14 protein-coding genes and 12 pseudogenes are annotated in these 22,693 nt (G+C 57.5%); 11 read left to right on the plus strand and 15 right to left on the minus strand.

The features are described from left to right. Positions 1-45: 45 nt before the first annotated feature. Positions 46-981: pseudogene (locus ACVILI_RS32240) on the minus strand (IS1634 family transposase); the annotation flags it as partial. Between the two features lie 53 nt (positions 982-1,034). On the opposite strand from ACVILI_RS32240, the pseudogene ACVILI_RS32245 reads away from it, so the two are divergent. Then, a pseudogene (locus ACVILI_RS32245) lies at positions 1,035-1,691 on the plus strand (IS66 family transposase); the annotation flags it as partial. 51 nt (positions 1,692-1,742) lie between these two features. Next, positions 1,743-2,447 (plus strand): IS6 family transposase, encoded by a 705-nt coding sequence (locus ACVILI_RS32250; RefSeq protein ID WP_038655013.1) that lies wholly within the window; start codon positions 1,743-1,745, stop codon positions 2,445-2,447. Between the two features lie 53 nt (positions 2,448-2,500). On the opposite strand, the pseudogene ACVILI_RS32255 reads toward ACVILI_RS32250, so the two are convergent. After that, positions 2,501-2,829: pseudogene (locus ACVILI_RS32255) on the minus strand (transposase); the annotation flags it as partial. Between the two features lie 325 nt (positions 2,830-3,154). Between ACVILI_RS32255 and ACVILI_RS32260 the strand changes: the two are divergent. Next, on the plus strand, positions 3,155-4,111 hold the full coding sequence (locus ACVILI_RS32260) for a sterol desaturase family protein (RefSeq protein WP_457102763.1): 957 nt from the start codon (positions 3,155-3,157) through the stop codon (positions 4,109-4,111). A 223-nt stretch (positions 4,112-4,334) separates the two neighbouring features. On the opposite strand, the gene ACVILI_RS32265 is transcribed toward ACVILI_RS32260, so the two are convergent. After that, entirely contained in the window at positions 4,335-5,315 is a 981-nt protein-coding gene (locus ACVILI_RS32265; protein WP_457102752.1) for an IS5 family transposase, read from the minus strand. Between the two features lie 68 nt (positions 5,316-5,383). On the opposite strand from ACVILI_RS32265, the pseudogene ACVILI_RS32270 reads away from it, so the two are divergent. After that, positions 5,384-5,545: pseudogene (locus tag ACVILI_RS32270) on the plus strand (IS256 family transposase); the annotation flags it as partial. Positions 5,546-5,622: 77 nt separating this feature from the next. Next, positions 5,623-6,603, plus strand: a complete 981-nt coding sequence (locus ACVILI_RS32275; RefSeq protein ID WP_457102752.1) for an IS5 family transposase — start codon at positions 5,623-5,625, stop codon at positions 6,601-6,603. Here the strand turns inward: ACVILI_RS32275 and ACVILI_RS32280 are convergent. Beyond that, a pseudogene (locus ACVILI_RS32280) lies at positions 6,554-6,868 on the minus strand (transposase); the annotation flags it as partial. The gene ACVILI_RS32275 and the pseudogene ACVILI_RS32280 sit on opposite strands and share 50 nt — an antisense overlap. Before the next feature lie 67 nt (positions 6,869-6,935). On the opposite strand from ACVILI_RS32280, the gene ACVILI_RS32285 reads away from it, so the two are divergent. Next, positions 6,936-7,916, plus strand: coding sequence for an IS5 family transposase (locus ACVILI_RS32285; RefSeq protein ID WP_457102752.1), 981 nt, complete (start codon positions 6,936-6,938; stop codon positions 7,914-7,916). Between the two features lie 100 nt (positions 7,917-8,016). Here the strand turns inward: ACVILI_RS32285 and ACVILI_RS32290 are convergent. After that, positions 8,017-8,514 (minus strand): annotated as a pseudogene (locus ACVILI_RS32290) (IS6 family transposase); the annotation flags it as partial. Positions 8,515-8,750: 236 nt separating this feature from the next. Between ACVILI_RS32290 and ACVILI_RS32295 the strand changes: the two are divergent. Next, the gene (locus ACVILI_RS32295; protein ID WP_457102764.1) at positions 8,751-9,731 is read left to right on the plus strand and encodes an IS5 family transposase; all 981 of its coding nucleotides are present in this window, start codon (positions 8,751-8,753) and stop codon (positions 9,729-9,731) included. A 543-nt stretch (positions 9,732-10,274) separates the two neighbouring features. Here the strand turns inward: ACVILI_RS32295 and ACVILI_RS32300 are convergent. From ACVILI_RS32300 to ACVILI_RS32315, 4 genes and pseudogenes are all read right to left on the minus strand, one after another. After that, positions 10,275-10,955 carry a BtpA/SgcQ family protein gene (locus ACVILI_RS32300; RefSeq protein ID WP_276315580.1) on the minus strand — a complete coding sequence of 227 codons (681 nt, stop codon included), beginning with the start codon at positions 10,953-10,955 and terminating at the stop codon, positions 10,275-10,277. A 34-nt stretch (positions 10,956-10,989) separates the two neighbouring features. After that, positions 10,990-11,971 (minus strand): annotated as a pseudogene (locus ACVILI_RS32305) (IS5 family transposase). A 191-nt stretch (positions 11,972-12,162) separates the two neighbouring features. Next, positions 12,163-13,431 carry an IS256 family transposase gene (locus tag ACVILI_RS32310; RefSeq protein ID WP_457102496.1) on the minus strand — a complete coding sequence of 423 codons (1,269 nt, stop codon included), beginning with the start codon at positions 13,429-13,431 and terminating at the stop codon, positions 12,163-12,165. A gap of 526 nt (positions 13,432-13,957) precedes the next feature. Then, positions 13,958-14,240, minus strand: a pseudogene (locus tag ACVILI_RS32315) (Rieske 2Fe-2S domain-containing protein). Positions 14,241-14,513: 273 nt separating this feature from the next. On the opposite strand from ACVILI_RS32315, the gene ACVILI_RS32320 reads away from it, so the two are divergent. The 3 genes and pseudogenes from ACVILI_RS32320 to ACVILI_RS32330 all read left to right on the plus strand — a co-directional run. After that, positions 14,514-15,545, plus strand: a complete 1,032-nt coding sequence (locus tag ACVILI_RS32320) for a LacI family DNA-binding transcriptional regulator (protein ID WP_038655441.1) — start codon at positions 14,514-14,516, stop codon at positions 15,543-15,545. A 162-nt stretch (positions 15,546-15,707) separates the two neighbouring features. Continuing rightward, positions 15,708-16,833, plus strand: a pseudogene (locus ACVILI_RS32325) (IS3 family transposase). A 49-nt stretch (positions 16,834-16,882) separates the two neighbouring features. Continuing rightward, positions 16,883-17,148 (plus strand): annotated as a pseudogene (locus ACVILI_RS32330) (transposase); the annotation flags it as partial. Positions 17,149-17,251: 103 nt separating this feature from the next. Here the strand turns inward: ACVILI_RS32330 and ACVILI_RS32335 are convergent. Then, a pseudogene (locus ACVILI_RS32335) lies at positions 17,252-17,945 on the minus strand (IS110 family transposase); the annotation flags it as partial. A gap of 245 nt (positions 17,946-18,190) precedes the next feature. On the opposite strand from ACVILI_RS32335, the pseudogene ACVILI_RS32340 reads away from it, so the two are divergent. Then, a pseudogene (locus ACVILI_RS32340) lies at positions 18,191-18,403 on the plus strand (transposase); the annotation flags it as partial. A 398-nt stretch (positions 18,404-18,801) separates the two neighbouring features. On the opposite strand, the gene ACVILI_RS32345 reads toward ACVILI_RS32340, so the two are convergent. From ACVILI_RS32345 to sctQ, 5 genes are read right to left on the minus strand one after another with little or no spacing between them, the layout of a single operon-like run. After that, positions 18,802-19,839: an EscU/YscU/HrcU family type III secretion system export apparatus switch protein gene (locus ACVILI_RS32345; RefSeq protein ID WP_457102765.1), complete on the minus strand. Its 1,038-nt coding sequence runs from the start codon at positions 19,837-19,839 to the stop codon at positions 18,802-18,804. Further along, on the minus strand, positions 19,836-20,654 hold the full coding sequence (gene sctT, locus ACVILI_RS32350; protein WP_038654912.1) for a type III secretion system export apparatus subunit SctT: 819 nt from the start codon (positions 20,652-20,654) through the stop codon (positions 19,836-19,838). Before sctT ends, ACVILI_RS32345 begins: the two co-directional genes overlap by 4 nt. An 8-nt stretch (positions 20,655-20,662) precedes the next feature. Beyond that, on the minus strand, positions 20,663-20,911 hold the full coding sequence (locus tag ACVILI_RS32355) for an EscS/YscS/HrcS family type III secretion system export apparatus protein (protein WP_084791849.1): 249 nt from the start codon (positions 20,909-20,911) through the stop codon (positions 20,663-20,665). A 29-nt stretch (positions 20,912-20,940) separates the two neighbouring features. After that, positions 20,941-21,606: a type III secretion system export apparatus subunit SctR gene (sctR, locus tag ACVILI_RS32360; protein ID WP_038654909.1), complete on the minus strand. Its 666-nt coding sequence runs from the start codon at positions 21,604-21,606 to the stop codon at positions 20,941-20,943. Beyond that, a complete protein-coding gene (sctQ, locus tag ACVILI_RS32365) occupies positions 21,599-22,642 on the minus strand; it encodes a type III secretion system cytoplasmic ring protein SctQ (protein WP_208604712.1) in 1,044 nt (347 codons plus the stop codon). The genes sctR and sctQ overlap by 8 nt, the downstream gene beginning before the upstream one ends. Positions 22,643-22,693 lie beyond the last annotated feature (51 nt).

The raw sequence follows: 22,693 nt of genomic DNA on the forward strand, positions 1-22,693 counted from the left end.
CCTGACAGTCCCTTTCCTTACCCCTCAATCAATGTGACAGCACCTGTAGCGGTCTTTACCGAACTTGACCTCTTTGACCCACAACTGAGTTTCACCGCGCTGGCGCTCGAGAACGAGCGGAACCATCGGCGCCGTGTCATTGAGCACGACGTTGTGGATCACGCTGCTCGAGCGTTCGCGGGCCCCCAGAATGTATTCCATGCCCAGCTTTTCGAGCGCGGCGATGGTATCGGCGCTGATCATGCCGCGATCGGCGACAACGCAGGCGCGTGTGACGCCGAAGCGCGTTCGCAGCCGATCGACCACCGGCAACAGGACGGTCACGTCAGCGGTGTTGCCAGGCACCATCTCGGTGCAGATCGGCCGGCCCTCGCCATCAACGACCAGCGCCAGGATCATTTGCGCCAGATCGGGGCGGAAGTCCTTGGAATGCCCGCGCTTGCCCAGCGTCTCGCCGCCCGCGCCGTAGAAGGATAACGAGGTTGTGTCCATGAACACAAGGCTGAGGTCGGTGAACAGGTCCTGCCGGCGCGCGAAGAGCTTTTCCTCGATCACGTCTTTCACGCAGCGCGCCACCAGCGCGCCTTGCGCCTTTTCGCCGCGTTCCTCGCCCAGCCACGCCATGGCCCGGTAAAAGTGATGGAGCGCCAGACCCTCGGCGCCCTCGATACCATAATCGGCCATCCAGTTCGCGCAGTCGCGGTCCGAGCCCGACACGAACAGCCGATGCAACGTGCCAATGAACACCGCCCGTTCCACCGCAAAGCCGAACTGGCGCCCTTCCAGCACCTCTTCCAGCACATCGCCAATCCCGAGCCGCTGCCACAGCCGCCCGAACAACAGCGGACCGCCAATGCGGCGAGAGGCAATCCGCCCCGCGTCAATGTCGGACAGGATGAGGCTGCGTTCGCCATGGCGCGCAATCGAGGCCGCCAATCTGTCAAGTTCGCCGCTGGCAACCAGCGCATCCTTGCGGCCCAGTGGTAATTACCCACGCCCTTGTCAGGGGCAAGAATCCCTGAATCTATGGGGATATGGATCGCACTGATTTGCAGCGTCTGACGAAGGAGGAACTGATCGATCTGGTGCTGCGGATGCAGCGACCGGACAAGACGTCGCGCACGTCATCCAAGCCACCTTCGAGCGATCGCAAGGCGCGTCGGGACAGGGCAAAGCCTGGTGGCGCCAAGGCGGGTCATGAAGGTCACAGCCGCGCCATGAGTGAGGATGCCGATCGCATCATCGATCATCACCCCGACCAATGCCTTTGCTGCCGCGCCAGCCTGTCGAGCGACCTTGCTGCCGAAACCGTCAGCGAGCACGACAAGATTGAGCTTCCCGCGATCAGGCCTTTGATTGAGCGCCATCGGCGTCTGGCAGTCCGTTGCCCGTCCTGCGGCACGCTGGTCGTCGCGGCTGTGCCGGATGCGGCGAAGGGGACGCCGTTCGGGCCACGCGTGCACGCCGTAGCGACCTATCTCAAGACTTTCCAGGCCCTGTCCTACGAGCGGCTGCAGGGCGCGTTCGCGAACCTTTTCGGTCTCACCATCAGCCAGGGCGGACTGATGAACATGTTGCGCCGTGCGCAGGGCGCGTTCGCGGCCGAGTGCGACAAGGCCGTCGCGGCGTTGCGCCGGGCCAAGGTCATCTCCTCCGATGAGACCGGCGTGCGGATCGAAGGAAGCAACGCCGGTGCTGTCACATTGATTGAGGGGTAAGGAAATTGAGGTAGCAGCGCGCCCATGACCGTGAGTGCACCGACCTACAAGAACCACCGCTATCCGATCGAAATCGTGGCCCGTGCTGTCTGGCTCTACTTCCGCTTCAATCTGAGCCTGCGCGATGTCGAGGAAATGCTGCTCGATCGCGGGATCGTCGTTTCCTACGAGACCATCCGCCGATGGTGCCGAAAGCACGGCCCTGATTATGCGCGCCGCATACGCCGCAAGGCACCAACGAAAGACGATGTCTGGCATCTGGATGAAGTCGTGGTGCGCATCAACGGTCAGAAGTGCTGGTTGTGGAGAGCGGTTGATCAGGACGGATATGTGCTCGACGAGATTGTCCAGACGCGTCGCAACACCAAGGCCGCCAGGCGCCTGCTGACGCGACTTCTGAAGAAGCAGGGTCTGCCGCCAAAGCGTATGATCACCGACAAACTGCGCTCCTACGGGGCGGCCAAACGCCAGGTCATGCCGAACGTGGAACACCGCTCGCATAAAGGCTTGAACAACCGGGCGGAGAATTCTCATCTGCCGTTCCGAAAACGGGAACGAACGCGACAGGGTTTCCGGTCGGTCGGCTCATTGCAGCATTTCGTGTCGATCTTCTCCGCCGTCCGAAATCTCTTCGTCCCCTCCCAGACCAACCGCTCGGCAGCACAAATTCGAACCCATCGACGCCAGGCAATGGCCGCGTGGGAAGCCGTGAGTGCACTGCCTGCCTGAAAAGCGCGGTAGCAGCCTCACGCGGCCACATTGCAAACAACGTGACAACGCCCAATCGGCAGTTCATGTTCCCGGCCGATCATCGTCTTCCGCTCCCCGACCAGCCGGCCTTGCCGAGCGCCGAGCCTAAGAAATCATTGGCCAGCGTCAGCTCTCCGATCTTGGCATGGAGGGCCTTTATGTCCACCGTCGGCTCCGATTTCTCCGCGCCAAACACGTTCGAGGCCCCTTCCAGAAGCTGCTTTCGCCAATCCGTGATCTGGTTCGCATGCACATCATATTGCTGCGCCAGCTCGGCCAGCGTCTTTTCTCCCTTGATCGCCGCAAGCGCAACTTTCGCCTTGAAAGCCGGGCTGTGGTTCCGGCGTGGGCGGCTGCTCATTCGTCATTCTCCTGTTCCGGCACTCATGCCGATCTCAGGCAGAAATTCCACTTATCACCCTGTCCAATTTTGCCGAGCCACCTCTCTTCGTCATTCCTCCAACCATTCTAGACATGGATGAGTCTTATCCAAACAACTGATTTTACCGATCTATGAAAATGCTGCATAGCCCCATCCCTGCGGCGCCCCATCTGCGCTGACATAGGTCCGGCTTCCGACTCGGGGCTGCGCTTGAGATGGTCTCGCCCTCGTGGCAAAGACGACTTCATTGATGGGAGACCCTCCGGCCTTGGTTGGAGCATTGACGATTCGCAGGAGCAAACAAATGCACGTTCTCGATATTGACCACGTGACTCAGATATTCGTGACATCGTTTGAACTAGTTGTAATGTTCGCAACCGTTTGCGCCGCGCTGGAGTTAACCTTTCCGGCTCATCGATACAGCTTTGCGTCGTACGTTCGCGGCTTTAGAAATTGGACTATTCGCCTCGGGTGTGCTGCTGTTATCTGGCACCTCTACGCTCTGACAGTGAGCTGGTTAGGGATAAAACCTCTCGTAACTATCAGTTTCGGTACGTTGCTTCATTCTGAAAACGCGTTCGTAAATAGTGGATTGGCGGTCCTTTCAGGTGTTTTGGTCGCGATTGTGGCCGACTTCTTCTACTACTGGATGCACCGCGCTCAGCATGCTTTTCCATTCCTTTGGCGCATGCACGCTACCCACCACTCGATCCGCGAATTGACGGCATGGAATTGCCATCATCACGTTTCGGAGCCACTTGTTTACGCAGGGTTTGTGGCAGTACCACTCACGCTACTCCACTTCGAATCTGGCGTAGTGCCCGCGGTCGCCATGACGCTGATCACTTTTCAGGCTCATCTCTCACACTCTAGCACCCGCATCAATCTTGGCCCGCTTCGATATATCATTGGCGACAATAAATTCCACCGCATTCACCACTCGTTGGAGCCGCTCCACCGGCGTCGAAACTACGGGTTTTTTACAACTATCTGGGACACCATTTTTGCAACGGCATACTGGCCAAAAAAGAACGAGTGGCCGGAAGTTGGCCTGCGAGACCAGCCTGAGCCGCTCACCGTGCGCGATTACATTATGTTCCCATTTGATCGACGTCGCTGGCGTAGAGCCAAAGACGGAAGTGGTGTAGAGGCCGGGAAACCCGCGGAGGTTTACGTTTCGAGTTCGATTGTCGAGGGCGGCTCCCATCAACTGGGCCTGGAAAGGGATGGATCATTGTCGAAGGGCTTGCCCGAGACATAGGATCTGTAACTCCAGAAGGCGGGCATTGCTCCTCGCGTGCAATACAGGCACGCCGAAGTTTTGCAGACCTTGCCTGGAAGTTGCAGACGACTCTAGCACTACTTTGGCAGTTTTTAGCGACGGGCAGTTTTTGTGGTTCCCAAGAGAGGGTTTGCGTGATTGATGGGAGGAGCCCTGTTGCATGGATCAGACTTGGACGAGGCAACCCTATCCACTGCATTTTTCATGCAACGCGCTCGAACTTGGGCCGGCCAAGTTCTGTCATCCGGTTAAGAACACGGACGCCAATCTTCGCTTCAGTCTTCTGATTGTCAAAATGTCGCGCTTTGAGTTTGGGCCCGATCACAGCCTTCCATCGACCCATCTGGGTCTCAGCGCGACTGCGCTTGTTGTAGCCGGTGGATTTCTGCCATGCCATCCGCCCTTTGGTCTGGATTTCTGCAATATGGCGATCGCGGACAGATGGAACCAGCACCGATTGAGGGCTGGCAACGGCAGTCTTGGGAGGTGGGATAATGACCTCCACGATCTCACCAAAGCGTGTCGCCAGAAGATCTCGGGTTGGCGTTCCATCATAGGCGCCGTCGGCAATGAACTTCTCGACGGGGCCACCGATCTGGTCCAGAAGTCCTGGTAACGCTGTCGGATCGCCGACATCATCCACGGTCAGATCGGAACAAACAATCTCACCACTGACAAGATTGAGACCAAGGTGCAGTTTGCGCCATCTTTTGCGTTTGCCCTTGGTTTTGTGCTTGTTTTCCAGCCACTCACCCTCGCCGAAGACCTTCAAGCCGGTGCTGTCGACAACCAGATGGACCGGACCTGATGTTGTGGCTCGGGACTTTGTCGACGGCAACGCCAGCCCTTTGCTCCGGCGAGACAGGGTGGAGAAGTCAGGCACGGCAATATCGAACCCCATCAGCGCCGCGACACTGCGCATCAAGCCTTGGGTCTGGCGTAGCGCCAGCCCGTAGACGACGCGCAGGGTCAAGCACAACGTAATCGCCAGATCCGAGTATTTCGGCTGACCACCCCGCGATGTCCGCCTCCGCGCCGTCCATAAAGACAGGGCCTCATCCTTCACCCAGATGGTCAAATCACCACGTTGACGCAGGCTTTCATTATATGCCGGCCAATTCGTCACTCGATATTTCTGCTTGGCAATCTTGTCCCGCCGATCGGCATTGAACTTGTGCGGCATCGTCGAAATCCGGATCAGGAGACTGAAAACCACCGCTCAATATCAGTCGCCGGGTGATCCACGCAACAACGCCCCATTTCCCCAGCGACGACGCGGCGACCAAGCTGCTCTATCTGATCTTGAACCGATCCGAGAAAGAGTGGAAAATGCCGCCACGTGAGTGGACCATGGCCAAGGCCCAATTCGCTGTCATCTTCGGCGAGCGCTTCATCAGGGCAATGGCTGCATAATGTTGGCGTTGTTGCGTGGATCACCCGGCGACTGATATTGAGCGGTGGTTTTCAGTCTCCTGATCCGGATTTCGACGATGCCGCACAAGTTCAATGCCGATCGGCGGGACAAGATTGCCAAGCAGAAATATCGAGTGACGAATTGGCCGGCATATAATGAAAGCCTGCGTCAACGTGGTGATTTGACCATCTGGGTGAAGGATGAGGCCCTGTCTTTATGGACGGCGCGGAGGCGGACATCGCGGGGTGGTCAGCCGAAATACTCGGATCTGGCGATTACGTTGTGCTTGACCCTGCGCGTCGTCTACGGGCTGGCGCTACGCCAGACCCAAGGCTTGATGCGCAGTGTCGCGGCGCTGATGGGGTTCGATATTGCCGTGCCTGACTTCTCCACCCTGTCTCGCCGGAGCAAAGGGCTGGCGTTGCCGTCGACAAAGTCCCGAGCCACAACATCAGGTCCGGTCCATCTGGTTGTCGACAGCACCGGCTTGAAGGTCTTCGGCGAGGGTGAGTGGCTGGAAAACAAGCACAAAACCAAGGGCAAACGCAAAAGATGGCGCAAACTGCACCTTGGTCTCAATCTTGTCAGTGGTGAGATTGTTTGTTCCGATCTGACCGTGGATGATGTCGGCGATCCGACAGCGTTACCAGGACTTCTGGACCAGATCGGTGGCCCCGTCGAGAAGTTCATTGCCGACGGCGCCTATGATGGAACGCCAACCCGAGATCTTCTGGCGACACGCTTTGGTGAGATCGTGGAGGTCATTATCCCACCTCCCAAGACTGCCGTTGCCAGCCCTCAATCGGTGCTGGTTCCATCTGTCCGCGATCGCCATATTGCAGAAATCCAGACCAAAGGGCGGATGGCATGGCAGAAATCCACCGGCTACAACAAGCGCAGTCGCGCTGAGACCCAGATGGGTCGATGGAAGGCTGTGATCGGGCCCAAACTCAAAGCGCGACATTTTGACAATCAGAAGACTGAAGCGAAGATTGGCGTCCGTGTTCTTAACCGGATGACAGAACTTGGCCGGCCCAAGTTCGAGCGCGTTGCATGAAAAATGCAGTGGATAGGGTTGCCTCGTCCAAGTCTGATCCATGCAACAGGGCTGGGAAATGGCCCCTGGCCCTGACAGCCCGTCGAAGTTTCGAGTTCAACGCCTCTATTGAGTTCGTCGTGTAAATGATCCGGCGGACGTCGTCAGGGAACGCGAAGAATGGAATGACCTCGGCCCAGGCGCGCCGCCAGCTCTGGCCGATGGCGGGATAGCGCAGGCCCCAGGGGCCGGCCTCGAACGCCGCCAGCGCCTTTTCGGCGGCGTTGTTGCGTGGATCACCCGGCGACTGATATTGAGCGGTGGTTTTCAGTCTCCTGATCCGGATTTCGACGATGCCGCACAAGTTCAATGCCGATCGGCGGGACAAGATTGCCAAGCAGAAATATCGAGTGACGAATTGGCCGGCATATAATGAAAGCCTGCGTCAACGTGGTGATTTGACCATCTGGGTGAAGGATGAGGCCCTGTCTTTATGGACGGCGCGGAGGCGGACATCGCGGGGTGGTCAGCCGAAATACTCGGATCTGGCGATTACGTTGTGCTTGACCCTGCGCGTCGTCTACGGGCTGGCGCTACGCCAGACCCAAGGCTTGATGCGCAGTGTCGCGGCGCTGATGGGGTTCGATATTGCCGTGCCTGACTTCTCCACCCTGTCTCGCCGGAGCAAAGGGCTGGCGTTGCCGTCGACAAAGTCCCGAGCCACAACATCAGGTCCGGTCCATCTGGTTGTCGACAGCACCGGCTTGAAGGTCTTCGGCGAGGGTGAGTGGCTGGAAAACAAGCACAAAACCAAGGGCAAACGCAAAAGATGGCGCAAACTGCACCTTGGTCTCAATCTTGTCAGTGGTGAGATTGTTTGTTCCGATCTGACCGTGGATGATGTCGGCGATCCGACAGCGTTACCAGGACTTCTGGACCAGATCGGTGGCCCCGTCGAGAAGTTCATTGCCGACGGCGCCTATGATGGAACGCCAACCCGAGATCTTCTGGCGACACGCTTTGGTGAGATCGTGGAGGTCATTATCCCACCTCCCAAGACTGCCGTTGCCAGCCCTCAATCGGTGCTGGTTCCATCTGTCCGCGATCGCCATATTGCAGAAATCCAGACCAAAGGGCGGATGGCATGGCAGAAATCCACCGGCTACAACAAGCGCAGTCGCGCTGAGACCCAGATGGGTCGATGGAAGGCTGTGATCGGGCCCAAACTCAAAGCGCGACATTTTGACAATCAGAAGACTGAAGCGAAGATTGGCGTCCGTGTTCTTAACCGGATGACAGAACTTGGCCGGCCCAAGTTCGAGCGCGTTGCATGAAAAATGCAGTGGATAGGGTTGCCTCGTCCAAGTCTGATCCATGCAACAGGGCTCATAATGTTCAACAGCCCGCCCGCACACGGAATTCCTGACAGTCCCCCGCCCGGTTGTTCAAGCCTTTATGCGAGCGGTGTTCCACGTTCGGCATGACCTGGCGTTTGGCCGCCCCGTAGGAGCGCAGTTTGTCGGTGATCATACGCTTTGGCGGCAGACCCTGCTTCTTCAGAAGTCGCGTCAGCAGGCGCCTGGCGGCCTTGGTGTTGCGACGCGTCTGGACAATCTCGTCGAGCACATATCCGTCCTGATCAACCGCTCTCCACAACCAGCACTTCTGACCGTTGATGCGCACCACGACTTCATCCAGATGCCAGACATCGTCTTTCGTTGGTGCCTTGCGGCGTATGCGGCGCGCATAATCAGGGCCGTGCTTTCGGCACCATCGGCGGATGGTCTCGTAGGAAACGACGATCCCGCGATCGAGCAGCATTTCCTCGACATCGCGCAGGCTCAGATTGAAGCGGAAGTAGAGCCAGACAGCACGGGCCACGATTTCGATCGGATAGCGGTGGTTCTTGTAGGTCGGTGCACTCACAGTCATGGGCGCGCTGCTACCTCAATTTCCTTACCCCTCAATCAATGTGACAGCACCCCGCGCCCTCGTCTTGTGCCGTAGCGCCGCGACAAACGGCGCGAGCCAGCGATCCAGATCGGCTTGCCAATCCACGTCCATTGATCGGCCCTCCATAAGCCGACCTCCCATCGGCGTTGTTGCGTGGATCACCCGGCGACTGATATTGAGCGGTGGTTTTCAGTCTCCTGATCCGGATTTCGACGATGCCGCACAAGTTCAATGCCGATCGGCGGGACAAGATTGCCAAGCAGAAATATCGAGTGACGAATTGGCCGGCATATAATGAAAGCCTGCGTCAACGTGGTGATTTGACCATCTGGGTGAAGGATGAGGCCCTGTCTTTATGGACGGCGCGGAGGCGGACATCGCGGGGTGGTCAGCCGAAATACTCGGATCTGGCGATTACGTTGTGCTTGACCCTGCGCGTCGTCTACGGGCTGGCGCTACGCCAGACCCAAGGCTTGATGCGCAGTGTCGCGGCGCTGATGGGGTTCGATATTGCCGTGCCTGACTTCTCCACCCTGTCTCGCCGGAGCAAAGGGCTGGCGTTGCCGTCGACAAAGTCCCGAGCCACAACATCAGGTCCGGTCCATCTGGTTGTCGACAGCACCGGCTTGAAGGTCTTCGGCGAGGGTGAGTGGCTGGAAAACAAGCACAAAACCAAGGGCAAACGCAAAAGATGGCGCAAACTGCACCTTGGTCTCAATCTTGTCAGTGGTGAGATTGTTTGTTCCGATCTGACCGTGGATGATGTCGGCGATCCGACAGCGTTACCAGGACTTCTGGACCAGATCGGTGGCCCCGTCGAGAAGTTCATTGCCGACGGCGCCTATGATGGAACGCCAACCCGAGATCTTCTGGCGACACGCTTTGGTGAGATCGTGGAGGTCATTATCCCACCTCCCAAGACTGCCGTTGCCAGCCCTCAATCGGTGCTGGTTCCATCTGTCCGCGATCGCCATATTGCAGAAATCCAGACCAAAGGGCGGATGGCATGGCAGAAATCCACCGGCTACAACAAGCGCAGTCGCGCTGAGACCCAGATGGGTCGATGGAAGGCTGTGATCGGGCCCAAACTCAAAGCGCGACATTTTGACAATCAGAAGACTGAAGCGAAGATTGGCGTCCGTGTTCTTAACCGGATGACAGAAATTGGCCGGCCCAAGTTCGAGCGCGTTGCATGAAAAATGCAGTGGATAGGGTTGCCTCGTCCAAAGTCTGATCCATGCAACAGGGCTACAGGTGAGTGCGCCGAGAGGGGAGGGAAGCGAAGGCCCCCGGCGGGTCAGAAGAGTTCAGAGTCTCCCGTCCAGTTTGTCAGACGGTGAAGTGGTGTTAATTAACATCTATCTTTCGAACCGAGACTTAGAGCAAGCCTTACTGCTGAAGCAGCAGTGTGTTGCCTCTCGACGACCGTCAATAAGACTTGTCAAAGATAAATTCATACTTCGTAATATTGCGAAATATTCACTTTGACTGATGAAAGTCGCATAATCTATCTTATGGAACTAAGGAATCGCTGCGTCACCCACCAAACCGGGTCCGCTCTGTCATTCTATATTCCGATCGCAACTTGCCGCCCAGAAACGTGGGGTAAAACTGCCGGTGCACATTCAGTTCAGGCTGCACCGCAGAATAATGACTTGACTGCCAGCATTGACAGATGCCGATCATACCGCGGCGGTAACCACGGCATGATCGGATCGACTCGAAGAACGGCTCTACTCCTATGCTGCCTTGGGTGAAGCGCTACGGATCATTTTGACCTTGTCCATGAACGCCTTGACTCGGGCAGGATCGACCGCGTTTTCGAACACGCCATCGATCTTGAAGGTGGAACCCACGACCGCACCGTCCGAGACAGAAAGCTGCCGTTCGACATTCTCGAGGCGGCAACCTGTATTGCAGAATACCACAGTGCTCGGAACAGCATTTTTCACGCTGGAGAGAATTTGCGTGTCTGTCTCGGCGCCGGCGGTCAGGCCAGAAACGCAGAGCGCATCAGGGCGGTTATTGAAGACAGTGGAACGCGCGATATCGATGATGTTGCGGTTTCCAAGATACGAGGCTGCCTCGGGAACAATGTTGTATAGGAGCTTCAAATCCGGGGTGAGGCGCATCTTATGACGGACCGTCTCCCCGACATTCGTGTTCCAAAGTCCGAAATCGCTCGCATAGACGCCGCTAATGATTTCGCGAATGAAGAGGGCACCGGTTGCTGCCGCGAGGTCAATGGAGGCGATTGGATCCCAAAGCACGTTGACGCCGAACGGCACCTTGATCGATGGCATCAGCTCACCGATGAGCCGAGCCATGGCGGCCGTCGTCTCCGGACGCACCTTTGTCAGATAAGGAAGGCTGAATTCATTGGAGAACATCACTGCATCGAGCCCTGTTGCATGGATCAGACTTTGGACGAGGCAACCCTATCCACTGCATTTTTCATGCAACGCGCTCGAACTTGGGCCGGCCAATTTCTGTCATCCGGTTAAGAACACGGACGCCAATCTTCGCTTCAGTCTTCTGATTGTCAAAATGTCGCGCTTTGAGTTTGGGCCCGATCACAGCCTTCCATCGACCCATCTGGGTCTCAGCGCGACTGCGCTTGTTGTAGCCGGTGGATTTCTGCCATGCCATCCGCCCTTTGGTCTGGATTTCTGCAATATGGCGATCGCGGACAGATGGAACCAGCACCGATTGAGGGCTGGCAACGGCAGTCTTGGGAGGTGGGATAATGACCTCCACGATCTCACCAAAGCGTGTCGCCAGAAGATCTCGGGTTGGCGTTCCATCATAGGCGCCGTCGGCAATGAACTTCTCGACGGGGCCACCGATCTGGTCCAGAAGTCCTGGTAACGCTGTCGGATCGCCGACATCATCCACGGTCAGATCGGAACAAACAATCTCACCACTGACAAGATTGAGACCAAGGTGCAGTTTGCGCCATCTTTTGCGTTTGCCCTTGGTTTTGTGCTTGTTTTCCAGCCACTCGCCCTCGCCGAAGACCTTCAAGCCGGTGCTGTCGACAACCCAGATGGACCAGACCTGATGTTGTGGCTCGGGACTTTGTCGACGGCAACGCCAGCCCTTTGCTCCGGCGAGACAGGGTGGAGAAGTCAGGCACGGCAATATCGAATCCCATCAGCGCCGCGACACTGCGCATCAAGCCTTGGGTCTGGCGTAGCGCCAGCCCGTAGACGACGCGCAGGGTCAAGCACAACGTAATCGCCAGATCCGAGTATTTCGGCTGACCACCCCGCGATGTCCGCCTCCGCGCCGTCCATAAAGACAGGGCCTCATCCCTCACCCAGATGGTCAAATCACTACGTTGACGCAGGCTTTCATTATATGCCGGCCAATTCGTCACTTGATATTTCTGCTTGGCAATCTTGTCCCGCCGATCGGCATTGAACTTGTGCGGCATCGTCGAAATCCGGATCAGGAGACTGAAAACCACCGCTCAATATCAGTCGCCGGGTGATCCACGCAACAACGCCGCCACGGTGGCTTCATCGCTACAATTGGCATAGGCCACATGGCAGTTACAATCAAAACCACCCATCAGCCGCCTCGGCTTCGATCGGAGCTATGCTGGAATTTGGGTGACGAGGCTGATCAAGCGGCGCTCTGCGGCTTCAATTCGATGACCTCGATTCCATCTTGGAATCTGGCACCTGCGATGAGTTTCGGCAACTGATTTTGTCCTTTCAATCGTCGCCATGTCCTGGCGGCGGCCATGACCAGTTTGAAGACCATCAGCCTTGCGGTCTTCGATGATAGGGAGCCTTTCGTGCGCACCGTGCGATGGCGAACGGTGGCAAAAACGCTCTCGATGGGATTCGATGTCCGCAGATGATCCCAATGTTCGGCGGGGAAATCGTAGAACGCCAGCAAGGCATTCTGATCTTTGGTCAGGCAGTCGACCGCCTTGCCGTATTTCGCATCATATTTCTCGACAAAGACGGCAATCGCCGTCTCGGCTGAGGCTCGGTTCGGGGCGGAAAAGATTTCGCGCAGATCTGTCTTCATGCCGGCCTGCATTGAGTTCGGCACCTTGTTGAGCACGTTGGCTGTCTTGTGCACCCAGCACCGCTGGTGCTTGGTGCCGGGAAGGACCTCATCGAGCGCGCTCCAGAAGCCAAGCGCGCCGTCGCCGACGGCAAGATCGGGCGCGATTTGCAGGCCACGACGCTTCACGTCGACCAGCAGCTCGCGCCAGCTCTGCGCACTCTCACGAATCCCTGTCTGGAAGCCGACGAGTTCTTTTTTGCCCTCAGGCGTGGCGCCGATCAGCACCAGCATGCATTCGGCATGGTCTTCCATGCGCGCCTGGAGATAGACCCCGTCCGCCCACACATAGACATAATGGCGCGCCGAAAGATCGCGCTTTTGCCAACGCTCGTATTCGGTGGTCCACTCTGCCGTCAGCCGCGTGATCACCGAGGGTGAGAGGTTCGCTGCCTCCTTGCCGAGCAGGGCTGCCAGAGCTTCCTGAAAGTCGCCCGTCGAAACGCCGCGCAGGTAAAGAACGGGAAGCAGCGCGTCCAGACTTCGCGTCCGACGCGCCCATTTGGGTAGGATCGATGAGGAAAACCGGACCCGGTCCGCTTCGCCGGTCGCGCCGCGGTCCCGGACCTTCACCCGGCTGACGGGCACCGGCCCGATCCCCGTCTGGATGCTCCGCTCCGGGCCGCGACCGTGCCGGACCAGCCGCTCACGTCCGTCCGGCAGCTTCAGATCCCGCATCTCGGCAAGAAACGCTTCGGCCTCCATCTCGATCGCCTGCGCCAGCAATTTGCGCGCGCCGGTGCGGAGCACATCCGTCAGGGGATCATCGATCTCGTCGGGCTGACGAAGGCGAACAATGTTGATAGTCTCGTTCATGGCGTATCGCTCTCCTTGAGAGGTTCTGGCAGGCTTCAATCACCCGCCTCGATACGCCGCCCTTCTCAAACCGTCATCACCCATTTTCCGCCATAGCTCCTTCGATCGGGACAACCTGCTGAGGCACCACAGCCAAAAGCGCCCGACCATCGCAATGGTCAAATCGTCGACCGCCAAACGGTGCTGTAAACGTGATACGCATGAAAAAGCAGTTCGATTGGCGGTCCCAGAATGGTTTGCTTTCGGGATGTTGGCTCCGATCGGGGCAAGCTCCATCGTGGCGCCTCGACGATCCGGCTGATCTTTGTTGGACAGGCTGAGGACTGGCGCGATCGCGAGGGCTTGGCCGAGCTTAAAAGCCGGATCCTCTCTCGATCAGAAGCTCTTGGGCCGAAGCATCGCTGGTCATAGCATCATTGGCGCATGCGAACGCGGCGTGCGGGCAACGCTTGCCTCGCGCGAGAACGGCGATGGCGGCCGAGCACCCTGGTCGCGATGAGCCGGATCTGCCTATGAGTGGCCGCCGCTATCGAAAGACGCCATCACTTATCGCCGTCACCCCGAGCTGGGGGAGGATTTTACCGGCCCGACCGGAAAGGTCTTGAGGTCGACGCAGACCGGCGCGCCTCTTGCTTCGCTGTCCTATAGTTGAAGCGGCCATTGTGCTTCGGGCACTTGATGATCTCGTCCATCACAAAGCCAATCGGCGAGATGAACTTTCTCATGCGTGCACAATCGGTTCCAAAAAAATCATCGTGCGGGCTGCGATAGATGCCTAACGTGCGCCCGGCGTGGTCGAAGCGGATCACGTCCCCTTGTTCGACGTCTTACATCGCAAGGGTTGGATCCAGTCCGTCACGGTTAACTCCCTGGATTTCTTGTTGGGTTCAATTGGGGACGGCGATTACAGCCGCCGACGCCGGCCGGAACGGTCGTGTCAACATGATCCCTTCTAGGTGAGATCTGAGCCTCATTAAGCCTTGGATCATTGACCGGAAATAACAAACACCTGCAATGTATTTGCAATATTATCTTTCATTTATTATCATTCACAAATCGGCAAAAACCCGATGAGTGCACAATTGGCCAAGCGACCCACGATTTCAGATATTGCAAAGGCTTCGGGAGTTAGCGTGGCGACCGTCGATCGGGTGTTGAACGGGAGGTGTCCTGTTCGGGGGGAAACCGCAAGGCGGGTCTACGACGCCGCAAGCGTTATAGGCTACCATGCCACCAGCCTGATCAAGCAGCGCATGCGCCAAGACCTCCCGGAGTATAGGCTCGGTTTCCTTCTTCAGAAGCCCGAGCAGCATTTCTATCAGGAGTTTGCACGCGAACTGAAGTCCGCGGCTGCCCACGCGCCCCGGTTCCGAGGTGTTCCGATCGTCGACTTCTGGGCGAGCCAGTCACCGGAGGAAATTGTGGCGCAATTGAACCGCTTGGCGGGCAAAACGCAAGCGGTCGCGCTCGTTAGCCCGGATCATCCCACGGTAACTGTCGCTGTAGAGGCTTTGAAGGTTCGTGGCATACCTGTGTTCTCACTGCTGTCTGACTTCGCTGCCGGCGTTCGCGAAGGCTATGTAGGTCTGAACAATCGCAAGGCAGGACGCACCGCAGCTTGGATGATTGCCAAATGCGCGAAGCGGCCTGGAAAGGTGGCGGTTTTTGTGGGCAGCCATCGCTTCCACGGTCAGGAATTACGCGAGATCGGCCTTCGTTCTTATTTTCGGGAACACGCCCCTGACTTTACGGTGCTAGAGACCCTGGTCAATCTCGAGACCACCCAACTGACGCATCAAGCGATGGTCGACGTGCTTAAGCGGCACCCAGACCTGGTCGGCTGCTACGTAGCCGGTGGCGGTATGGAAGGAGCAATCGCCGCAGTGAGAGCGATCAATCCGAAGGACCCGCCGGTTGTGATCTGCAATGAAATCACGCCAGAATCGCGGGGGGCGCTGACGGACAATATCGCAACCATGGTAATCGCGACCCCCTTGGAAAGGCTTTCCCGGGAGCTGGTAGAGCTCATGGCTCATGCGATCAGCGACGGTGTCGCCAATGCGCCCGGACAGACGTTTCTGCCTTTCGATATCAATCTGCCTGAGAGCATCTGAAACCGCTGCGCGAGAGAATCTATAAGTCTCTCCTGAGAATGGTCAAAAGGAACGATGTGTGCTTTTGAGCGCAAAAGAGAGGTGGCTCGGCAAAATTGGACAGGGTGATAAGTGGAATTTCTGCCTGAGATCGGCATGAGTGCCGGAACAGGAGAATGACGAATGAGCAGCCGCCCACGCCGGAACCACAGCCCGGCTTTCAAGGCGAAAGTTGCGCTTGCGGCGATCAAGGGAGAAAAGACGCTGGCCGAGCTGGCGCAGCAATATGATGTGCATGCGAACCAGATCACGGATTGGCGAAAGCAGCTTCTGGAAGGGGCCTCGAACGTGTTTGGCGCGGAGAAATCGGAGCCGACGGTGGACATAAAGGCCCTCCATGCCAAGATCGGAGAGCTGACGCTGGCCAATGATTTCTTAGGCTCGGCGCTCGGCAAGGCCGGCTGGTCGGGGAGCGCAAGACGATGATCGACCGGGAACATGAACTGCCGATTGCCAAGCAGGCGGCCGAACTGGGGATCAGCCGCGGCAGCGTCTACTCCCTACCCAAGCCGACATCGGCGGCAGACCTGAAGCTGATGCGGCGCATCGACGAATTGCACCTGGATTACCCGTTCGCGGGCAGCCGCATGGTGCAGAAGCTTTTGAAGCGCGAAGGCTACAGACGGGTCGGCTGCATGTGCGCACCTTGATGACGCGCATGGGAATCAAGGCGCTCTACCGCAAGCCGCGCACTTCGAAGCCGGGCGACGGGCACAAGATCTATCCGTATTTGCTGGGCAAGCTGGCGGTGACGCGGCCCAACCAGGTCTGGGCGACGGACCTGACCTATATCCCGATGGCCCGCGGCTTCTGCTACCTGGTTGCTGTCGTCGACTGGTTCACGCGCAAGGTACTGAGCTGGCGGCTGTCGATCACCATGGATGCGGCCTTTTGCATTGAAGCCCTCGAGGAGGCGCTGGCGACATACGGCAAGCCCGAGATCTTCAACTCCGATCAGGGCAGCCAGTTCACCAGCCATGACTTCACCAAGGTCCTCCTCGACCGGGAGATCAGGATCAGCATGGATGGCAAGGGCGCCTGGCGCGACAACGTCTTCGTCGAGCGTCTCTGGCGGTCGGTGAAATATGAGGAGGTCTATCTCAAGGCCTATGACAGCGTTCGCGAAGGGCGAGCGTCGATCGGAAAATATCTCGATTTCTACAATCGGGGACGCCCGCATTCAAGCCTTGACGGCAGAGCGCCAGATGAGGCCTACTTCACCCCGATACCGCTTCCCGAGGCGGCCTAATCAGAGGCAGTGTTCCACTTATAAATCGGGAATTCCTGTCCAAACAAACCGAGCCACATCTGACTTCGTGTCCTGGAAAGATCGCAAGAGCCTCGCCAGCGCACTCAAGGAAATCTACCGCGCCGTCGATGCCGATGCCGCCGAAAAGGCGCTGGCGGCGTTGGAGGCCGGCCCTTGGGGACTGCCTGGCGGCGCGCCTGGGGCGAGGTCGTTCCATTCTTCGCGTTCCCTGACGACGTCCGCCGGATCATTTATACGACGGATGAGATCGACAAGCGCTTTCTTTCGGATCGTGATATCATTTCCTTGCGCGGGCGACCTCGTGGCGAAGCGCGGCGCACCGGTTGAAAGCGCCGCCGGACAGCCTCATTCAAGCCTTGCCGGATTGAGGCGCCCGCACGCCTTTTCCTTTGGCGGGCGCGGGCGCCAAGCCTGCTGCCACGGCCAGGTTGACGCCGGTGATGGTGAGCAGACGCCTGATCGCTGGATCGTCTAGCGTGGTCTCGGCAATCTCCCGGTCAAGGATCGCAAGGTCTTCGGCAAGCCGATTGAGCTCGCTCACATGCCGCTCGATCGCAAACCGCTCATCTTCGGGCACTGGCTGGCGCGCCAGCCAGGCACGCCCGCGGACGTTGAACAGATCGGCATGCGGACACTTCGGGATCAGGTGCGCATGCAGGATCGCATGCACCTCGTTCTTGATCCGGGTTCGATGCCGCACGACCTGATAGCGCCGCGCGACCAGCCTGCGCATTCGCTCGGTGGCCGCATCTGGTGTCCAGATCTCCGGCAGGTAGCCGGCCGCGTACAAGCTGGCCAGCGTGCCCGCGTCAACCTTGTCGGTCTTCACATGGGGCATGGGCGATCGCCTTCACCTGAAGTGGGTTGGCGATGACTACCCGCTTCACGAAGGGCGATAACACCCGTGACACCGCCATGCAGTTGCCAGTCGCCTCGATTACCACCTCGTCTGTCGCCAGAAGGATCTTACCAAAGCCCTCCAGCGCCGTTCGGGTCATGTCGACACGCCCTCCATGTCGAAGCTTACCATCTTCCCAGAAAACCACCTCCCCGAAGGTTCGGTGGATGTCCATTCCAATCACGCGTCGCATATGCGCCTCCTGTCAGAGCGAAACGACGGGAGCGGCGGGCGACACGACAACTACGGATTCGCGCTCACGGCGCAACCGGGCGAGTCGCAGAGGCGGCCAGCTACTAACACGAGCTCTCGGCTCATCGTGTGGATCGGCCTGCCCGCACCTTCGTGCTCCCGGGCCTCCGTCCCGGATGGTCGCACCATACACCGCGATCCTGGAAACCGCAGCCGGACATCGGCACCGAGATCTTCATACCGGTTACGAACTCGATAGCGGCGTTGAACCCGAAACTTCGACGGGCTGTCAGGGCCAGGGGCCATTTCCCCAGCGACGACGTGGCGACCAAGCTGCTCTATCTGATCTTGAACCGATCCGAGAAAGAGTGGAAAATGCCGCCACGTGAGTGGACCATGGCCAAGGCCCAATTCGCCGTCATCTTCGGCGAGCGCTTCATCCGGGCAATGGCTGCATAATGTTCAACAGCCCGCCCGCACACGGAATTCCTGACAGTCCCGCGACCGGTCGATCTCGTCCTGACGGCCGGACAGGCACAAGCCCGCCATCGCCACGCTCGACTCTCTCCACCCGATAGGATTCCGATTGCCGACCGCGCCTATGACAGCAACGCCATTCGCGACCTGAAGCGCAACGCTCAGCTTGGGCTGACATCCCGCCGAGGTATCCCGCACCAGCGATTCCCTTCAGTCAACGGGGCCCACAAGCAGCGCAACCTGATTGACAGATACAGCAACAAACTAAAACCTTTCAAAGGCATAGCAACGCGTTAGCACCGATGCCCCGCTCCACTTCCTTGCCACCGGCCCAACTCCCTTCTGTCCGCGTTCTGCTAGAGAAGTTATCAGTCCGCGGCCTAAGTCAAGCCTGCGGCAAAGAGTGCTCTCGCCACGGGTTCGAAAAATTCCTTAGGAACGGGGTTGCCGAGATTTGCTTTTCTGATGAGCTGGTTCGCTAGGACATGATCATCGACAATTTCGAGACGAAGCGCCCGCGCTTCGCTAAGGAGGGGAGAAACGCGCTCGTCTTTCGCTCGGCAAACCACGACCGGCACCCCGGTCTCACCACGAACGTAGCGAACACCGATCAGTGCCCCCCTCCCTTTGAAGATCAGCGTGGCGCTATGAACACCAAGGGGAGGTTCGTCAGCTGCCTCATCGCGGATGCGACGTCGTTCACCTTTTAACTCGGGGGCCCCTTGCTGATCCTTCCGTTCGCGCATGACTTCAGTCTGGGTCATCCGCATCTCGCGCTGAAACAACGCACGCTGCAACACAAGATCAATCAGGCCGACGACCATTAGTGCGCCGGCGCCAATTCCAATGAGCGGTTTTGCCACCCCAACGACATGGCCGATGCAGCCCATGCCGCACCCCGGCAGATACATCATGGTCTTCCACGCGCCGAGCAGGTAGAGGGAAAACGTTGCGCTGAGAACGAATACCTTAAACAGAGTCTTGCCGAGTTCGACTGTGGACTGCGCAGACGCCAAGCGCTTCAGCCCTTGAAAAGGATCCATTTTTTCAAGGCTGGGCTTGATCGGCTCGAAAGAGAAAACAAATCCACCATTGGCTAATAAACTTGCCAAAATGACCACAGCGACAAGCGTTCCAAGCAGCGGGCCAACAGTTGCGAGGGCGAGTGCGGCCAGAACAACCAGCGCCTGCCCGACGGCGAATTTGAATGGCAGGTGGTGCAGTTTGTCGACGAAGAGTAGCGCTTCAAGACACTTGTCCTCGATGACGCTGCCTCTTACCCACAGGTATCCGAGCCCAGCGCAGGTCCCGACCGCGCGAACGAAATCGGAGCTACGTGGCAGCTGCCCTTTTTTGCGCGCCTCGCTTAGCTTCTTGGGACTGGCGGCGTGTGTCTTCTCTTCACTCGTGTCGCTCATTTCAGCAACTTATCGAGCCACTCGAGAGTGCCATCCGTTTGTGTGATCTCCAATGTCATTCCCTCAACCAGATAGGCAGCATAGGTGACCATGATGACCGGAAAGACAAGATTCTTGATCGCGGGCGAAAACTGACTTGACTTGAATTGGGGCGCAAAGCGACGCAGTATCATCATGGACACATCAATCAACGTCAGAAAGAACACGACTGGCCCAGACACCAACAAAGTCGTGCGCATAATGTGATCAAGGAGACCTAATATCTCCATTCCTGCTTGAGCGCTCATGGTTGGGTGAAACCGATATATGGGCCAGATCAAATAGCTGCCATAAAGTGCGCTGATCACGGTTTCCATACCCCCAGAGGCGACGAAGATGGCGATCGCAGTAATCCCGAGAAAGACCCCCACGGCGGAAGCCTGACTGTTCGTGGCGAGGTCGGACGGAGCAGACGGGCTGGTAATACCGCGTTGGTTGTCGATAAACTCACCCGCTGCCTGAAGGGCCCATAGGGGAATGCCAAGAAAAGTGCCTAATAGTGCACCAACGAAAACTTCCTTCAATCCGAGCAGAGTTACCTGGATCACGCGCGTTTCAGGATCCAGCGCCTGCAACCCGTCGCTGACGTGCGCCAGGCATGGTAATCCGAAAGCGACAGCCAGGCAGCCGCGGATTAGCCCGTCGGTCTGAGAACGAGTAAATACAGGCAGGATCAGCATGATGCCTATCGCGCGCCCGGCACCAAGACCGGCTGCTAGGAGGAGCTCGATAGCCGTATGAATCAGGATTTGAATCTCGGCTGATGACATAGACATGGCCGAGACTAGTAGCTGAGCGTCATGGCGGGAAACTCGGTAAAGATCTGGTTGGTTAGCTCTAGCAGGGGGGCGCTCAGGACAGGAGCAAACAAACCAATCACCGAGACAACAACCAGAAGCTTCACGGTGAGTGGTAAACTCTCATCCTGAATCTGCGTTGCCGCCTGGATGATGCCAATGACCAGGCCAACGACCACCGATGCGATCAACGGCGGTAGAATCCAAATCATTAAGACCACCAACGATTGACTCATAAGAACGACAATACTGGATTCGGCGATAATCAACCTCCCGGAAGCGTGTAACTCAACACAAGACCTTCCATCAATTTCGACCAACCATCAATAGAGACGAAAACAAATAGCTTGAAAGGGACTGATATAAGTGTCGGAGACACCATCGACATACCCATCGCCATCAAAATTGTCGTAACGATAAGATCGATAACAATGAAAGGAAGATAAAGCAGAAATCCAATCTCGAACGCGCGCTTAAGTTCTGACAGTAGAAAAGATGGCACCAGAATCGATAAATCATCATCCGCAGTCTTTGCGCGCATTTCCTCTGGCCATACTTTCTCGATCGAGGAGAGGAAAATTTTTCGCTGATCTTCATTGGTGAATTTCTTTAGATGGTCACGCAGTGGCTCGCTCCCGGATTTGACAGCGCTTACCCAGTCATCAAACGTCTGATAGTGCAGCTTCGGGTCGCTCATCCTATCATAGGTCAGTTGAATAACGGGCGCGCTAACAAACATGGTCAGGATCAATGATACAGCGTACAGCACTATGTTAGGTGGTATTGTTTGCGTTCCGAGCGCATTGCGCACGAGAAAAAGAACAACTGATACTTTTACAAACGCAGTGGTTGTGACGACTGCTAAAACAAGCAGACCAAGTCCAGCGGTTACCGCAAGAAGCGCCAGGATTGTCGGCTGGACCTCAGTCATTACATCCCAACCCGCCTCGCAGCTTTATACCCAGCGTTTCTCCAATGCGCACGATGTCGCCACGCCCGATGCGCTGACCATTGGCCAGTATGTCGACCGGACCCTCGATCGGGCGCCCAAGTTCGAATATATGCCCATCGCCGGCACGTCTTAATTCCCCTAGAGGAATAGGCCAGCGGCCGCATTCAAAGACAAGCATGATCCCGATATCGTCGAGATCATCCGTCAGTCCCAGCTGCGATACAGCTTGTGTCATCTGCGCATTCTCCAAAGAACTCGATCGCCGGCGGAAAGGGCCTCGCAGCACTAACTGGTCGCCCTCAAGATCTGCGCCGGCCCACAGCTGGCCAAAAGATAGAATGATCTCGCCGCGGCCAAACGGCGCCATGTTCGGCAACAGAACATCCCCGGCACGTGCGTCTCGAAGAAGAGCTGGAGGAATGCGTAGCGTCCCAATTTCTCCTGCAACCAGGATCGGCAGGTCCCGCGATAGCCCTCGCGGTTTTCGTGGTAACTGCGCAATGAGTTCGTCTAGGACGCGAAATGCAAGCGGCACCAAGCCGTCGAGAGGCGAGAACAGGAATAGACGACTGTTGCCTCTGACCGCGCCGAATACGATATCCAGTTCGAGATAGGGGGCTAGCGTGGCGGCTTCACCAACGCGCAGGAGTTGCAGGTTCAGCTGTGTCGCACACTCCAGTCGAGCGACGAGCGGCTCAAGTGCAAGCTCCAAAATGAGCGAAGCCGTTGGCTCGGACGGAAAAGGCAGGTCGTCCTGCACTGTCGCAATGAACGCATCTACAAGCGGCCGCGATAACGAGAGGATGACCGTCTCGGCTCCGACCTTCCAAATGCAGTCAAGCATCTCAATGGCTGCAGATTGCTCTTGACAGACAAGCCCTGCAACAGTCACCGACAACGGCACGTCTTTGATTCGGCTCTGAAACGGCTTGCGAGAAGCTGCCGTGTTATTAAGCAACCGCACGATCTCCCGTGATAGTGTCAGGGCTGGTTCAAATATAATGGGCCTCACCATCCCGGAAACCAAAGACTGCACAGCGCTAGCATTTCGGAGGACCTGCCGGTT

It is taken from the genome of Mesorhizobium sp. USDA 4775 (assembly GCF_054062655.1).

Excerpts from the sequence above, each read along its gene's own strand:
- ACVILI_RS32275 (WP_457102752.1), top strand. The coding sequence starts at position 5,623 with ATGCCGCACAAGTTCAATGCCGATCGGCGGGACAAGATTGCCAAGCAG.
- ACVILI_RS32310 (WP_457102496.1), bottom strand. The coding sequence starts at position 13,431 with ATGAACGAGACTATCAACATTGTTCGCCTTCGTCAGCCCGACGAGATC.
- ACVILI_RS32295 (WP_457102764.1), top strand. The coding sequence starts at position 8,751 with ATGCCGCACAAGTTCAATGCCGATCGGCGGGACAAGATTGCCAAGCAG.
- ACVILI_RS32250 (WP_038655013.1), top strand. The coding sequence starts at position 1,743 with ATGACCGTGAGTGCACCGACCTACAAGAACCACCGCTATCCGATCGAA.
- sctQ (WP_208604712.1), bottom strand. The coding sequence starts at position 22,642 with ATGGTGAGGCCCATTATATTTGAACCAGCCCTGACACTATCACGGGAG.
- sctT (WP_038654912.1), bottom strand. The coding sequence starts at position 20,654 with ATGTCTATGTCATCAGCCGAGATTCAAATCCTGATTCATACGGCTATC.
- ACVILI_RS32265 (WP_457102752.1), bottom strand. The coding sequence starts at position 5,315 with ATGCCGCACAAGTTCAATGCCGATCGGCGGGACAAGATTGCCAAGCAG.
- ACVILI_RS32355 (WP_084791849.1), bottom strand. The coding sequence starts at position 20,911 with ATGAGTCAATCGTTGGTGGTCTTAATGATTTGGATTCTACCGCCGTTG.
- sctR (WP_038654909.1), bottom strand. The coding sequence starts at position 21,606 with ATGACTGAGGTCCAGCCGACAATCCTGGCGCTTCTTGCGGTAACCGCT.
- ACVILI_RS32285 (WP_457102752.1), top strand. The coding sequence starts at position 6,936 with ATGCCGCACAAGTTCAATGCCGATCGGCGGGACAAGATTGCCAAGCAG.
- ACVILI_RS32260 (WP_457102763.1), top strand. The coding sequence starts at position 3,155 with ATGCACGTTCTCGATATTGACCACGTGACTCAGATATTCGTGACATCG.
- ACVILI_RS32345 (WP_457102765.1), bottom strand. The coding sequence starts at position 19,839 with ATGAGCGACACGAGTGAAGAGAAGACACACGCCGCCAGTCCCAAGAAG.